Annotated in this window: 14 protein-coding genes; 1 reads left to right on the plus strand and 13 read right to left on the minus strand. The window is 62.7% G+C overall.

The window, feature by feature from the left end; all coding sequences use genetic code 11:
* Positions 1-116: 116 nt before the first annotated feature.
* The 10 genes from DT068_RS28200 to DT068_RS24685 all read right to left on the minus strand — a co-directional run bounded on the left by DT068_RS28200 (position 117) and on the right by DT068_RS24685 (position 10,334).
* Positions 117-467, minus strand: a complete 351-nt coding sequence (locus tag DT068_RS28200; protein WP_162914430.1) for a hypothetical protein — start codon at positions 465-467, stop codon at positions 117-119.
* 353 nt (positions 468-820) lie between these two features.
* Positions 821-1,195, minus strand: coding sequence for a hypothetical protein (locus DT068_RS24645; protein WP_119392554.1), 375 nt, complete (start codon positions 1,193-1,195; stop codon positions 821-823).
* Between the two features lie 278 nt (positions 1,196-1,473).
* A complete protein-coding gene (locus tag DT068_RS24650) occupies positions 1,474-1,776 on the minus strand; it encodes an AzlD family protein (RefSeq protein ID WP_119392555.1) in 303 nt (100 codons plus the stop codon).
* Entirely contained in the window at positions 1,773-2,477 is a 705-nt protein-coding gene (locus tag DT068_RS24655; RefSeq protein ID WP_119392556.1) for an AzlC family ABC transporter permease, read from the minus strand. The genes DT068_RS24650 and DT068_RS24655 overlap by 4 nt, the downstream gene beginning before the upstream one ends.
* A 125-nt stretch (positions 2,478-2,602) precedes the next feature.
* On the minus strand, positions 2,603-3,466 hold the full coding sequence (locus DT068_RS24660) for an AraC family transcriptional regulator (RefSeq protein ID WP_119392557.1): 864 nt from the start codon (positions 3,464-3,466) through the stop codon (positions 2,603-2,605).
* Between the two features lie 53 nt (positions 3,467-3,519).
* Complete coding sequence (ampC, locus tag DT068_RS24665) at positions 3,520-4,680, minus strand: class C beta-lactamase (protein WP_162914431.1); 1,161 nt, start codon at positions 4,678-4,680, stop codon at positions 3,520-3,522.
* A 64-nt stretch (positions 4,681-4,744) separates the two neighbouring features.
* Positions 4,745-6,844, minus strand: a complete 2,100-nt coding sequence (ligA, locus tag DT068_RS24670; protein ID WP_119392559.1) for an NAD-dependent DNA ligase LigA — start codon at positions 6,842-6,844, stop codon at positions 4,745-4,747.
* A 180-nt stretch (positions 6,845-7,024) separates the two neighbouring features.
* Positions 7,025-7,630 carry a PadR family transcriptional regulator gene (locus DT068_RS24675; protein WP_119392560.1) on the minus strand — a complete coding sequence of 202 codons (606 nt, stop codon included), beginning with the start codon at positions 7,628-7,630 and terminating at the stop codon, positions 7,025-7,027.
* 121 nt (positions 7,631-7,751) lie between these two features.
* Positions 7,752-9,422: a DNA repair protein RecN gene (gene recN, locus DT068_RS24680; RefSeq protein ID WP_119392561.1), complete on the minus strand. Its 1,671-nt coding sequence runs from the start codon at positions 9,420-9,422 to the stop codon at positions 7,752-7,754.
* Between the two features lie 33 nt (positions 9,423-9,455).
* On the minus strand, positions 9,456-10,334 hold the full coding sequence (locus DT068_RS24685) for a hypothetical protein (protein ID WP_368905133.1): 879 nt from the start codon (positions 10,332-10,334) through the stop codon (positions 9,456-9,458).
* Positions 10,335-10,462: 128 nt separating this feature from the next.
* Between DT068_RS24685 and DT068_RS28445 the strand changes: the two genes are divergently transcribed.
* Positions 10,463-10,726, plus strand: a complete 264-nt coding sequence (locus tag DT068_RS28445) for a hypothetical protein (protein ID WP_368905134.1) — start codon at positions 10,463-10,465, stop codon at positions 10,724-10,726.
* A 21-nt stretch (positions 10,727-10,747) separates the two neighbouring features.
* Here the strand turns inward: DT068_RS28445 and DT068_RS24690 are convergent, their stop codons facing one another.
* From DT068_RS24690 to ftsA, 3 genes are all read right to left on the minus strand, one after another.
* Positions 10,748-11,668 carry an outer membrane protein assembly factor BamD gene (locus DT068_RS24690; protein WP_438816455.1) on the minus strand — a complete coding sequence of 307 codons (921 nt, stop codon included), beginning with the start codon at positions 11,666-11,668 and terminating at the stop codon, positions 10,748-10,750.
* Between the two features lie 144 nt (positions 11,669-11,812).
* A complete protein-coding gene (ftsZ, locus tag DT068_RS24695) occupies positions 11,813-13,378 on the minus strand; it encodes a cell division protein FtsZ (RefSeq protein ID WP_119392562.1) in 1,566 nt (521 codons plus the stop codon).
* 288 nt (positions 13,379-13,666) lie between these two features.
* Positions 13,667-14,989 carry a cell division protein FtsA gene (gene ftsA / locus DT068_RS24700; protein ID WP_119392563.1) on the minus strand — a complete coding sequence of 441 codons (1,323 nt, stop codon included), beginning with the start codon at positions 14,987-14,989 and terminating at the stop codon, positions 13,667-13,669.
* Positions 14,990-15,014 lie beyond the last annotated feature (25 nt).

Below are 15,014 nucleotides of genomic sequence, written 5' to 3' on the forward strand. Positions count from 1 at the left end.
GAAATTACCGTGTCTCATTCAAGGGGTGCAGTCCAGCACTGTTACCGAAATCCCTGTCACCGAAATTTGTGATTCCCGGGCGCAGTCCAACACAGCCACCGAAAATCCCATCTAACCTATTCAGCACGAGATCCCATTATCTGCATTGTAGCTCTAGAAATCTGCACCTGTATCATCAGCTGTTCATCAGTCGAACGCCCACTCGCCGTAGAATTCAGCTCATTGGGCGAAAAGAGCACATAGAAATACTTTACTGAACGCGAAACATGGACACTGCGATATTTTTCGAACGAAACCTCGTATTTTTCAAGTTCTTTGAGCGCAATTTTGATGACATCGAGTGCTTGCGGCGTAATTCCACCTTCGCCCCAGTTGGGCTCATATAAATCACCAACATCAAATCCCTTCGTAATAGCTTGTCGTGCGGAAAGATCACTAATATCACCGATCGCAGCAAGCAGAACCATTATCGATGGTACCAAATATCTGATCCTCATCGCACCCTCGTCAGCCTCTTACCTGATGTTTGGGAGCTATTCGTCTCCTTTGAATAGACCCTGCCATAGGATGTTCCATAGTACCCAAAGTAGCTTTTAGGATTGCTTACAGCTGATTGCGCGGCCGACGCAACTTCATCACCATCTCCTGGAATGTCCAAGTCCACGCCAGGATCATCAGTCGGCAATTTCGGATGAGGGCAGTCCAAGCGCAACTCATACATGATCACAAACGACCAAGAAAGAGCCTTCGAACTATTTCCCAACATCATTGTCACCGACGAAATTTTCCTGAGCGCGAGCCCTCATCAGCGATGCCTTATTCAGCTCGGGAACTCTGAACCTTCATGGCTTTTTCTTTCAATTTGCACCTCAATACCCATCTGGTCAGTCGGCAAACGTCCATGCATGGTCGAATGCAATTCGTTGGGTGAAAAATCTACGTAATAGTATCTATCTGTTTGCCAGACGTGGATGCTGCGGTGCTTCTCCAACGAAACTGGATATTTTTTCAGCTCTTCCAGCGCGATTGCGACAAGGAAGTATCCAGTTACCGTGATCGATCCATCGCTCTGCGACGGGGAGAAGAGGTCACCAATATCAAAGCCTTCTCTGAAAGTCTGCGATGCTCGAGCACCTTCAATGCTTGATGCCGCGCCAATAAAGGCAAGGGCAATCAGGATATCACGCTTCTTCATTGGACCTGTCGTAAGCCTCTTTTAGAGTTTCCACGAGAGTCGACTTCCTTTGAGTATACATGACCGTCGATAGTCCCATAATACCCATGCCGGATGATCTGCCACTGAAGTTTCATCCAGTGGCTATGGGGCCTGTCTTCGTTGTAATATCTGCGCCAGTGGGCGTTGATGAAGGCGTTATCGGTAGGCATCCGGCCACCCCGTGAGTTGGAATCAGCTCGCGGTTACGGATTCACTGGTGCGTGGGAGATCAGCCACGCATGCAGGGGCGAAGCCCCTCACATCGCCATGCGCAGCAGCACCACGCTCACCATGCCGATGAGGACGGTCACGATCATCGGCAGGCGCAGCATGGCGGAGCCCGCGGTGATCGCCGCGGCGATGGTCTCGGCGATGCCGGTGGCGAGGATGGTGGGTGCGATGACCGCCATCAGGATGGCGGGCGGCAGAGCGTCGAAGGCGGCCTTGGTGCGGCCCTTCACATTCACATGGCGCATCAGGAAGAGGCCGGCGACACGCGTCGCGTAGGTGGCGAGCGCCATGCCGATGATGGCGAGCAGGGTCGAGAGATGAAGCGTCATGACGTGGCCTTGGCCTCCTCTTCCTCCGCATGCAGCAGCACCGCGACGAGGACACCCGCGAGGCCCCCCAGCACGATATACCAGGCGCCCGGAATGGTGAGCTTGGCGACGGCCGCAATGACGGCGCTCGCCGCCAGCACGGCGCCGGTCTTCGGCCCCTTCCAGAAGCCGGCCAATATGCCGATGAACAGCGCCGAGAAGGCGAAATCGAATCCATAGAGGGCGGGATCCTTGAGCCAGGCGCCGGCCAGCGCGCCGATGACGCTCGTCACCGTCCAGGTGATCACCATGGGCAGGCCGAGGCCCAGATAATAGGCCATGGTCAGAGGCCGGGTCAGCGCCCGCCTTTCGGAAAAGGCCCAGTTCTCATCCGCCATCATGTAAAGAAGCGGCGCCTGCCAGCCCGGGGGAATATTGCCCATGTGCCGCGACAGGGATGCGCCCATCAGCACGTGCCTGACATTCACGATGAGCACTGTCACCGTGAGAAAGAACCACGGTGCCGGGTCCTGCCACAGCTCGATGGCGACGAACTGCGCAGCACCGGCGAAGATGCTGGCGCTCATTAGCCCGGTCTCGAGCGGCGACAACCCTTTGCCGGCGGCAAGCGTGCCCCACAAAAGGCCAATCACGCTGGCGGCGGCGATCACCGGGAAGATATCGATCACGCCCTGTCTGAATTCGACGGCAGTCTTTGACATGGTTCGCTCCAGGAGAGCGGTATCTAGTGAGTCCGTTGCAGCCGGTCTTGAAGGAATTTGCGCCCCACGCATCGGCCCGAAAAGTGTGTAGCGGTTTTCGGACAAGCCGATGCGCAAACAAAGCCTTAATTCAGGAGCGCCCGATATTGCCCCGGCGTCACGCCGAGCCTCGCTTTGAAGCTGCGCGTCAGATGCGCCTGGTCGGCGAAACCGCATTGCACCGCGATATGGCTGGGGCTTTCCCCTGCCCTGAGCAATTCGCGCGCCTGGTGCACCCGCCGGTCGACCAGCCAGGCATGCGGCGTGAGACCCGTCGCCTTGCGGAACACGCGGATGAGATGCCAGGCGCTGAGGCCCGCCTGCTCGGCCAAGGTCTGGAAATCCGTGGCCTCGGCCAGATGCGCCATCAGGTAGTCCTTGATGCGTGCCACGGCGTCCGGCTCCTGCCCCGCGGCAATCATGCCCGGCAGGCCGCCGGCATAACGCTCGATCGCCGTCAGATAGAAGCCGATCAGCTTCTCATCGGCGAGAAGTGCTTCGTCCTTGCCTTCAAGCGCCCGATGCGCGGCGCAGAACATCTGCGCCAATTCCGGGTCATGGACGCCCGGCGTCCTGAAGCGCGGCGCGCCGACCGGTCTTCCGGTTTCCGCGCGCAACAAAGCGGTCAGGAATTCCGGGCTCGGATAGGTCATCCGGTAGGAATAGCCGTGGCTGTCGGGCGATCCGTCATGCACCTCGGCGGGATTGATGAAGCAGATCGTGCCCGCCTCGCAGCGCACCCTGACCCCTTTGTGCATATAGCTGTGCACGCCCTCGAGCGTGACGCCGATCACATAGGTCTCGTGTGTATGCGGGGGAAAGATGTGCTTGCGGAAGGTAGCGGTGAAGCAGTCGAGATCGCCATGCCGCGAGACACGCCAGAAATAGGTCTCGTCCTCCGGCGCAAGCGGGCCAGGACCGACCGAGTCACGGGGCGAGATCTGCAGCATGGGCCGAATATAGCATTCCGCTCCGGCAGGGCTTGAAGAAAATTGCGGTGCCGCTATCGCCCCTCGAGTGCTTTGAGCACCGCATAAGCGGCCGTGATGCGGGCCGGAATGGGAAAGCTGCGATTGGCCAGCATCACGATGCCGATCTTCCTCTCGGGCACGAAAGCCACATAGGAGCTGAAGCCATTGGTCGAGCCGGTCTTGTTGAAGAACATCGGGCCGGACGGCGCCCGCGGCGGCACGAACGGCGTCGCCTCATGGGACTCGCGCGACATCCGGCTCGAATTGCCGGCAAGCAGCCGGTCGAGCGTGACCGGATAAGGATATTGCTCCCAGCCCAGCCCCTGCGTCATTTCCCCAACCTCGAAATAGGCGATGTGGGTGTCCTCGATGGCCCGCTTCATCGGCGCGTCCAGCATATCAGGCCCGATATTGGCCTCGACATAGTGGATCATGTCGGCGCTCGAGGATTTGACGCCATAGGCCTCGGCGCCGAAGACGCCCGGATTGACCCTGACCGGCTTGTTGGCCTTGTTGTAGCCCCAGGCATAGTCAGCCATCGCCGCTTTCGGCACGTTGATATAGCTGTGCCGCAGGCCGAGCCCGGGAAGGATTTCGCTTTCGACGAGGCTCGCATAGTCGCCCTTTAACGCCCGCGCCGTGACATATCCGAAAAGGCCGATGCTGGGATTGGAATAGCGCCGCGCCGTGCCGGGCGCGGTCGCGGGTTTCCATTGCTTGAAATAGGCCGCCATCTTGGTGTTGTCGGTGACTGAGTTAGGGATCTGCAGCGGCAGCCCGCCCGCAGTATAGGTGCCGAAATGGAGCAGGCTCGCTTTGTCGGCAGCTGCGCCTCGCAATTGCGGCATATGCCGGCTCGGATGATCGTCGAGCGACATCTTGCCTTGTATCACCGCATAGGTACCGAGCGTCGCCGTGAATGTCTTGCTGACGGAACCGAGCTCGAAGAGCGTGTCCTTCGTCACCGGCTTCCTGGTATCTTTGGCGGCCACGCCGTAATTGAAGAAATAGCGCTCACCATCGACGGTCACGGCGACCGCGATGCCCGGCACGTCATATTCCTGCATCAGCGGTCGAAAGGCCTGGTCCACGGCCGCCGAGATCTTGTCGGAATCACCGGCGGCTTGACCGGTCCCCGAAAGGCATGAAAGGGCGAACGCGAATGCTCCGCTTGTCCTTGCGACACTGATCAATGGAATTCCCCCGATGATGTTGAGAGGCGAGAAAGCAGGCCCAATGCGGCGAGAGTGAGACGGGCTACGCGCCTACCCTGTTGAACCACTCATTCTCGTCGATCACCTCGACGCCGTGCTTCTGCGCATCCTTGAGCTTGGAGCCGGCGCCTGGCCCCGCAACCAGAAGATCGGTCTTCTTCGAGACGGAGCCCGCCACCTTGGCGCCAAGACGTTCAGCCATCGCTTTCGCCTCTTCACGCGTCATGCGCTCGAGCGCGCCGGTGAAGACCACCGTCTTGCCCGAGACCGGGCTCTGCCGCACCGCTTCGAGCGGCGTCGCGGTGACATGGGACAGGAGCTTGTCGAACACCTCGACATTATGCGGCTCGGCGAAGAAATCGACGATCGCTTCCGCCACGATCGGGCCGATGCCGTCATGCGACATGAGCTCCTGATGCGCTTCCTCCTCCTTGCCCCTGGCGGCGAGGCGCATCGCATCGCGCAAGGCTTCGGCCGATCCATAGGCCCGCGCCAGGAGCCTGGCATTGGTCTCGCCGATATGCGGGATGCCGAGCGCGTAGATGAAGCGGTCGAGCGCGATCGTGCGGCGCGCATTGATCGCATCGAAGAGATTGCGGGCACTGGTCTCGCCCCAACCCTCCAATTCGTCGATCGGAACCTTGCGCTTCTCCAGGGTGAAGATGTCGGGCGGCGAGGCGATGAGATCGAGGCTGAGGAACTCCTCGATCACCTTGTCGCCCATGCCGTCGATGTCGAAGGCGTTGCGCGACACGAAATGCTTGAGGCGCTCGGCGCGCTGCGCCGCGCAGATGAGGCCGCCGGTGCAGCGCCTTACCGCATCGACCTTGCCGGTCTTCTCATTGACCTCGCGCACCGCATGGCTGCCGCAGACCGGGCATTTGTCCGGGAACTTGTAGGCCTTCGCACCCTTTGGCCGCTTCTCCGGAACGAACCCCAGGATCTGCGGGATGACATCGCCGGCGCGCTGCACGATCACCGTGTCGCCGATGCGGATGTCCTTGCGCCCGATCTCGTCCTCATTGTGCAGCGTCGCATTGGAGACGACGACGCCCCCGACGGTCACCGGCTTGAGCCGCGCCACCGGCGTCATCGCCCCGGTGCGGCCGACCTGGATGTCGATATCCTCGAGAATGGTCATCGCCTTCTCGGCGGTGAATTTATGGGCGAGGCCCCAGCGCGGCGCCCGGCTGACGAAGCCGAGCCGCTCCTGCCAGTCGAGCCGGTTCACCTTGTAGACGACGCCATCGATGTCATAGCCGAGATTGGCCCGCTCGGCCTCGATCCCGTGATAATGGCTGAGTAGCTCGTCCGCCGAGCGGCACAGTTTCATCAGCGGATTGACCGGAAAGCCCCAGCGCTTGAAGGCCTGGATGACATCCCATTGCGTGGCGCCGGGGAGCTTCGCGACCTCGCCCCAGCCATAGGCGAAGAAATGCAACGGCCGGCTGGCGGTGATCGCCGGATCGAGCTGGCGCAGCGAGCCCGCCGCGACATTGCGCGGATTGGCATAGACCTTCTGCCCGGCTTGAATCTGTTTCTCATTGATCCGCGCGAAGTCCTTGTGGGTCATATAGATTTCGCCCCTGACCTCGAACACTTCGGGGAAATCTTTCGCGCTGATGTGATTGGGGATGTCCTTCACCATGCGGACATTGGCGGTGACATTCTCGCCCTCCGCCCCATCGCCGCGCGTGGCGCCCTGCGCCAGCCTGCCCTTCTCATAGCGCAGCGACAGCGACAGCCCGTCGATCTTGGGCTCGGCGGTGACGGCGACCTCGGTCTCTTCGCCCAGATTGAGGAAGCGGCGGATGCGGCCGAGATATTCCCGGACATCTTCCTCGGAGAAACCGTTGCCGAGCGAGAGCATGGGCACGCGGTGGCGGATCTTGCCGAACCTGGCCTGCGGCGTCGAGCCCACCCGGCGCGACGGCGAGTCATCGCGCACCAGGTCGGGGAACCGCGCCTCGATCGCCTCGTTGCGCAGCCGCAGCTTGTCGTAATCGGCATCCGAGATCTCGGGCGCGTCCTCGCCATGATAGCGCTCGTCGTGATGGGCGATTTCGGCGGCGAGGCGCTGCAATTCGCTCGCCGCCTCTTTGGCATTCAGCTTTTCGACGGGTTTCTCAGCCACGGCAGTCATGCTTCAACGATTGATCTGTCTCCGCTTAGAGCAAATCCCGCCAAAGTTGAAGACTTTGGCGATAAGGATTTGCTCCAAGATATTGATTTGGCGCGAATCCTTTCGGCGAAGTGATTCCACTTCGCCGGGATGCGCGCTAGCATGACCTCTATTACGTGGCGAAGCGCTAAACTGTCAGCATCAATTCTCAGGACCGCCGACGATCTGCCGCGCCGTCGCTTCGATGAGCTTGCGCACCCGTTCGGCCTCTTCGGCCGTCCAGGGACCGCGGCGCATATGGAGCGCCTGCTTCAGGGTCCTTATGGATTCGCGCACGATCTCGGGCGTCGAATGGACCGAGAAGGCATGCGCGGCAAGATCCATGCGCGACTGGATGCCCTTGAGGGCAACCGCATTCTCCTCGAGGAAGGCGCGGCCGGCATCGGTCGCCTGGTAAAGCTTCTTGGTGCCGCTCTGGGCTTCGGCGGCGATGTAGTCCTGCTCTTCCAGCAGCGTCAGCGTCGGATAGACGGCGCCGGGGCTCGGCGCATAGGCGCCGCCGAACTTCTCTTCGATGGCGCGGATGAGGTCATAGCCGTGGCGCGGCTTTTCGGCGATCAGCGCCAAGAGAACCAGCCTGAGATCGCCATGGCCGAACATCCGGCCGCCACGCCCTCCGAAACCGCCGCGGCCAAAGCCGCCCTCCTCGTCGTCGCCGGACCGCCGGCGGCCCCAGCGCCCGCCCGGCGCGCAATCATGCCGCCTCTCATGGCGGCCCCAATGATCATGATGATGACGTCCAAACATGGATATATCCTTTGATAGTATTTAAGATTAGTACTTAAGATATATCTTAAGACTGGATCTGTCAAGCCACTCCATGGTCGGTCACGTTTTTCGGGTTCTCCCTGTATTTTCCCAGTATTTATCAGGTGCCCGCTTTGAGCAGCCGGTCGGCCTGGGCGCGCGCTTCCTCGGTCACCTTGGCGCCCGACAGCATCCGGGCGATCTCCTCGCGCCGGCTGGCCGAGCTCAGCTCCTGCACGCGCGTGACCATGCGTTTCTTGCCGACTTCTTCCATCTTGCTGATCAGCATGTGCTGGCCGGCTTGCGCCGCGACCTGCGGCGAATGGGTCACCGCCAGTACCTGCAGGCCCTTCGCGAGTCTCGCGAGCCTGACGCCGATGGCATCGGCGACGGCGCCCCCTACCCCGGTATCGATCTCGTCGAACACCAGTGTCGGCGCCGAGCCCTTGGCGGCGAGGATGACCTTGAGCGCCAGCATGAAGCGCGCCAGCTCGCCGCCGGAAGCCACCTTCATCAAGGGCGACAGCGGCGTGCCGGGATTGGCGGCGACCAGGAACTCGACCCTGTCGAAGCCATGCGATCCGCCGCGCCCGAGATCGGCCTCAACCCGCGTCTCGAAGCGCGCCCGCTCCAGCTTGAGCGGCGCCAGCTCCGCCACCACCGCATCATCGAGCTTGCGCGCCACCTTCTTGCGCTTCTCGCTCAATTTGCGCGCCGCTTCATCGAAAGCATCGCCATGCGCCTTGAAGGCAGCCTCGAGGCGCGCCAGCTCGGCGCCGCCATCGGCGATCGCCTGCAATTCGCCTTCCATCCGCTCGCGTACCTGCGCCAGCGTGTCGACCGGGCATTTGTACTTGCGCGCCGCCGCCCTCAGCGCAAACAGGCGCTCTTCCGATTGCTCCAGCTCGCGCGGATCGAAGGCGAAAGCCCGCAAGGCTTCCGCTGAAGCGCGATGGGCCTCTCCCATTTCCTGCAAGACGCGATCAAGCGCCTCGCAGATGCGATCGAGCCGCCCCTGCGCCTGATCCTTGCGCCGCTCGAGCTTGCGCAAGGCGGCATTGAGGCGCGCCTCGACCGCGCCGTCTCCCGACAGCGCATCTTCCGCCTCGGTGAGCGCCGATGCGAATTGCTCGGCATTCATCATCATCTGCCGCATATCGGCGAGCTTGGTTTCCTCATCCGGCTGCGGATCGAGCTTGCGCAACTCATCGACCGCATGGGTGAGGAAGTCGCGCTCGGCCTCCGAACGGGCGAGCAGCGCCCGGTGCTCCGTGAGCCTGGTCTCGGCGGCGCTCAGCGTTTCCCACAGCCGGCGCACCTGATCGGCATCGGCATCGAGCCCGCCAAAGGCATCGAGAAGCCGGCGGTGATTGGCGGGATTGACCAGCGCGCGGTCATCATGCTGGCCGTGGATCTCGGTCAATGTGCCGGCGATCTGGCGCAGCAGGTTGAGGCTCACCGGCTGGTCGTTCACGCTGGCGCGGCTCGGCCCGTCGGCGCTCTGGATGCGGCGGATGACGAGCTCGCCATCGGCCTCGATATCCTGGCCTTCCAGCAGGGCGAAGGCGGCATGCGTCCTGGGCAGCGCGAAAGCGGCGGTCACGACGCCCTTCTCCGCTCCGCTGCGGACGAGCCCGCTGTCGCCACGGGCGCCCAGCGCCAGGCCCAGCGCATCGAGAAGGATGGATTTGCCGGCGCCGGTTTCGCCGGTGAGCACGGTCAGGCCGCGCTCCAGGGCAAGGTCGAGCTTTTCGATGAGGACAATGTCGCGGATGGAGAGCGCCGTCAGCATGGCGCCCTTATAGCTGAGTCTCTCAGGGGCAGGCTAGTTCGCCCACAGCGCGAAAGCCAGGAAGCCGGTCCGGCCGAACTGCTGCTGCAGGGCCCACCATTCCTCGCTGGTCAGCATCGGCCCTTTTTCGAGGTAAGGCGCGATGCCGGGGCCGGTGATCGACAGCACGAGGTCGAAATTCCGCGGCTCCTCGAAGAAGCGCTTCATGTTGACGCCCTTGTCGGCGAAGCGGAAATGCGGCAGGAGCTTGCGGCCTTCAAGCAGGTCCTCGGCCATCTGCAGCGCGCCGTGCCATGCCTGCACCAGCTCCTCGCTGACCTCGAGGCCGGTGAGCTGGTTGGCGCCGACCTGCTGCGGGCCGGGCAGCCATTCGCGGTCATTGTCGGTCTCGGCGCGGATCGCCTTCCAGTCTTCGCGCGACAGCCTGATCATTTCGAGGAGCTCGGCGCGGGCGGTCTTGCGGCGTTCCGGCTCGACGACCGGCCAGTTGATCAGGTGGACGAAAGAGACGAAATCGGCAAGCCGCCACTCGGCAAAGCTGTCGCGGCTGTTGTCGAGCGGCACCAATATGTCCTGCATCGGCAGCTTGGCCCGCGGGAACAGCATGTGGAAGCTCTGGTCGAAGGCCAGGCGGAAGTCATGCGCCAGCCAGAAATCGGCCTGCGCCATCAGGAAATTGGCATAGCCCTGCAGCCAGTAGCCATCGGCACGGTCGAAGCGGAAGACGAGCGGTGGCGATGCGGCGGGCGGGGCGCCAGCCCGGTTGGACAGCGCTGCGATGATGGCGGCACTCTCCTCAGGCGCGATATTGCCGTCCTCGTTGAGGTCGATGCCGAGATCGGCAAGATCGACCACGATGCCGATATCGGCATCGGCCGGCACCAGGGCCAGACCTGCCGCCGACTGGGCCATGACATGCGGAAATCCACCAACAGCTGGCGGAAGCTTTCATAGGTCAGCGGCTCGGGTTTGGGATTTTCCGGCACAGGCAGCCGCATCAGCGGCAGCATCATGGTTCGCGGCCCCTCGAAGCCATGGCGATGCAGCCCGGCGCCGAGCTTCTCGATCGCGACAAAGAATTTGACGGCGCCTGCTGCGTAGGCGGCATGCGGGTCCTCGGCCTTCTTCGCTTCCAGATTGGCGAGCGCCGTGCTGCGAGCCGCAACCGTATCGGCCGAGAAAGCGGCTGCAATATCGTCGGAAACATCGGCACGCGCCTCGGGCACAAGCGCCAGCATGACCAGCGGCGCCAACAGAACCAGCAACTTTCGCATCATATCGTTCTCCGGGTATGTCGGCTTTGACTCCCGGCTCCGCCCGACGGCTTAGAACGGATTGACCGAGCTCACGGCCCTGCTGATCCAGGATTGCTTGTCCTCGGCGGGCAGGATCCCGTCATTCTGCAGGATCGAATAGGCGTCCTTGTACCACTGGCTGTTCGGGTAATTGTGGCCGAGCACGGCAGCGGCGGTTTGCGCTTCCGACCTGATACCGAGCGCAAGATAGCCTTCCGTCAGGCGGTAGAGGGCCTCCGGCGTATGCGATGTATTCTGGTATTCGGTGATGACGCGCTTGAAGCGGTTGATGCCGGCGAGATACGAGCCCTTCTTCAGGTAATAGCGCCCGACTTCCATTTCCTTGCCCGCCAGGTGATCGCGCGCCAGCGTCGCCTTGGCGGTGGCATCCTGGGCATAGGCGGTGTTGGGGAAGCGCCGGCTCACCTCTTCGAGCGAGGCAAGCGCCTTTTGCGTGTTGGTCTGATCGCGCCTCACATCGATGATCTGCTCGTAATTGCAGAGCGCGATCAGATAATACGCGTAAGAGGCATCCTTGTGGCCCGGATGCAAGGTGATGAAGCGCTGCGCCGCATTGATCGCCTCGTCATAGGCATTGCGCTGATATTGCGCATAGGCCTGCATGAGCTGCGCCTTGGTGGCCCAGGAGGAATAAGGATGCTGGCGTTCGACCTCGCCGAAAGTCTTGGCGGCCGTGCGGTATTCGCCCGACTGCATCTGCTCGAGCCCCTTGTTGTAGAGAGGCCCGACGGGCTCGGTCTGGTCGGCGGCGACCAGGTCAGGCGAGATGGATTCGCCCGTGGGCGAGGCCGATGCGCTCGATGTCGATGAATCCCCCTTGTCGAGGAGCTTCGACATGCTCGAGCAGGCGCCAAGCGCCAACGCAATCGCAATCACAGAACCAAGGCGTAGCCCTGCTGCAAACCGACCGCCACGCGAAAAAACAGAAATCAATCGTCGAATTCCCGATGTCTGATTGGCCGCCTTTTACCCCTCCACGACCCGGGATTCCAGCGGCCCTCGCCTGTTAGATGCAGAAAACCCGGCGGAAGTGTGACCGCCGGGCTTTTTGCCAGATAGTGTAGTAACTTAAGACTAGTTCGCCTGGCGGCGCAGAAACGCCGGAATCTCAAGCTGATCATCATCATAGGCGGGCTGCGCGGCGCTCGTCACCGGCATCTGGGCCACTTGCGGGCGCTGGGCCTCGCTGGCCTGGATGCGCGGCTCATGCCGGGCCCTGGGGTCGGTTTCCGCCGGGACGGCATCACCCTTACGGCTCAGGCCCACCCCGGCCAGCCTTTCGAACAGGCCGCGCTTCTTCTTGGCGGCATGCTCGGCGATGTTCTCGATGCGGTTCTGCTGGGCGGCGATCTGGCGCTGCGCGATCGGCGGGAAATCCTCAGGCGCCGGCATACGCGGCGTTGCCTGTTGCTGGGCGCGTGCCTGATGGATCACTTGCTGCGTCGCCTCGATCTCCTCATGCTCATCCTCGACCTCGTGCTGCTGCACGGGCTGCGGCTGGGGTTGAGGCTGCGGGGCCGGGGCGGCGCGCCTGACTTGCGCCATCGGCGGCGCGGCAGGCATCGGCGCGATCGGCTTCTTCACCGGGATCGGCTGCTTGCCGGTATAGCCGAAGACCGGACGCGCCGGGGCTTCCTGTTCGTCCACCGCACCGTCGTCTTCGTGCGTCTCGGACTCGATCGCAAGGCCGGTGGCCACGACCGACACGCGCATCGTGCCTTCGAGCGAGTCATCGAATGTGGCGCCGAGGATGATATTGGCCTCCGCATCGACCTCTTCGCGGATGCGGGTCGCGGCTTCATCGACTTCATAGAGGGTGAGGTCGGGACCGCCGGTGATCGAGATCAGGAGGCCGCGGGCGCCGCGCATCGACACATCGTCGAGCAGCGGGTTGGAGATCGCCGCTTCCGCCGCTTCGATGGCGCGCTTTTCGCCGGAGGCTTCGCCGGTGCCCATCATCGCCTTGCCCATCTCGCTCATGATGGCGCGCACGTCGGCGAAATCGAGATTGATGAGGCCTTCCTTGGTCATGAGTTCGGTGATCGAGGCGACGCCCGAATAGAGCACCTGGTCGGCCATGGCGAAGGCGGCCGCGAAGGTCGTCTTCTCATTGGCGACGCGGAACAGGTTCTGGTTCGGGATGACGATCAGCGTATCGACATTCTTGGCGAGCAGCTCGATGCCGCGCTCCGCCGTCTGCATACGTCGCACGCCCTCGAAGTGGAACGGCTTGGTGACGACGCCGACGGTCAGGATGCCCTGCTCTTTCGCCGCCCTGGCGATGACCGGCGCAGCACCGGTGCCGGTGCCGCCGCCCATGCCGGCGGTGATGAAGCACATATGAGCGCCCGCCAGGTGATCGAGGATCTCGGGCAGCGCCTCTTCGGCGGCAGCAGCGCCGATCTGCGGCTGCGAGCCTGCGCCCAAGCCTTGCGTCAGGGCGGTGCCCATCTGGATGCGCCTTTCGGCGACATTCTGGGTCAGCGCCTGCGCGTCGGTATTGGCGACGACGAACTCGACACCGTCGAGACGGCTCTCGATCATGTTGTTGACGGCATTCCCGCCGGCGCCGCCCACGCCGAAAACGGTGATGCGTGGTTTAAGTTCGGCCAAGCTCGGCACGGTGAGATTTATCGTCATATTGAGCACCTGGAACTGAATTTTCCCCAGTAGGAATCTTTCTTACCCATTCGATAACAAATGGTTAACAAACGCTAACCACCGCCAGATTTTTTGAATCAAAATTGACTCAGAATGGAGCACAGGGAGGGTAATTCCTTGACCAGTGGCAGCAGCATTACGCCCCGAAAGCTGAATCACATTCTGAGCAGAACAGCATAACCGATTGATAAAAGACCACATTCGAGCCAGCCGCACGCCCCCGACGGTTGCTTGCCTCAGGGTGACTGGTCGCTTCGTTTTTTCAGGTCAGAAACTGTCGGCGATCCACTTGCCGACGCGGCGGAAGTAACCGGTTTGCGCTTCCTTCATCGCCTGGCGGGCGATGCCCGCGGCGTGGTGCACGTCGGGCCTGAGCGCGTAGTTGATGAGGCCGAAGGCCGTGGCGAAGGCGGGCGAGCGGGCCGCTTCCGGCATGCCGGCGACCGGCATGGGGGCGCCGAGCCGGATCTGCCGGTTGAGCCACTGGCCGGCGATCTCCCTCACCCCGGTGAGCTCGCTGCCGCCGCCGGTCAGCACGACGCGGCTGCCGGCGAGCCTGGCGAAGCTCGCCTGGTCCAGGCGCTCGCGCACCATTTCCAGGATTTCCTCGAGGCGCGGCCGGATGATGCCGGTCAGCATCGATTTGGGCGCGTGATAGATCGTATCGACGCCGCGCTCGCCGAGCAGCGGCACCGCGATGGTCTCGCGATCGTCGATGACGGTCGCCATCGCGCTGCCGAACAGCGTCTTCATGCGCTCGGCATGGGCGACGGTCGTCGAAAGCCCGCGCGCGATGTCATGGGTGATGTGCATGCCGCCGATCGGGATCACATCGGCGAAGACGAGCTGGTCGTCATGGAAGGAGGCGACGCCGGTGGTGGCGCCGCCCATGTCGATCAAGGTGACGCCGAGCTTGATTTCGTCCTCCGCGAGCACCGAGCGCGCCGCGGCATAGGGCGCCACGACATAATCGGCGACCGAGAGATGGCAGCGCTCGATCACCAGCGCCAGGTTGCGCAGGGCCGCCGGCTCGGCGGAAACCACATTGACCTCGGCGGTCAGCGTCTTGCCGAACATGCCCAAGGGTGCCGCGATGCCGCGCGCGTCATCGAGATGAAACTGTGCCGGGGCCGTATGCAAGGTGCGCCGGCCGGGCTGATGGCCTTGCGCCAGCGCGGCGCGGGTCGCCGCTTCGATGTCGCGCGTCGTGACCTGGCCCGTCTCGGTTTCGACCGACGCGGCATAGGAATTGGACTGCGGCTTGCCGCCCGCCACATTGACGAAGACCTGCGTGATGGTGCGCTTCGCCATCTTCTCGGCCGCATCGACCGCGAGCCTGATGGCGCGCTCGGCCTGGTCGAGATCGACGATCGTCCCGTTGCGCGTGCCGCGCGAGGCCTGGCAGCCGAAGCCGAGCACCCGCAGGGCTGAAGCTTCCTTGCCGTCGGCGGTGCGGCGGTTCTGGCTCACCACTTCGCCGATGAGGCAGCTGATCTTGGTGCTGCCGATATCGAGCGCGGCAACCAGGCTGCCGCGGCTGGCGGCGGGGCCTTTTGCATCACCCTTCACGGGCAGTTCAATCACAGCCATGCAAAAGTCCCTCTCCCACGCATAG

The organism is Taklimakanibacter lacteus, assembly GCA_003576695.1.
In the GTDB taxonomy this organism is placed as follows: Bacteria; Pseudomonadota; Alphaproteobacteria; order Rhizobiales; family Aestuariivirgaceae; genus Taklimakanibacter; species Taklimakanibacter lacteus.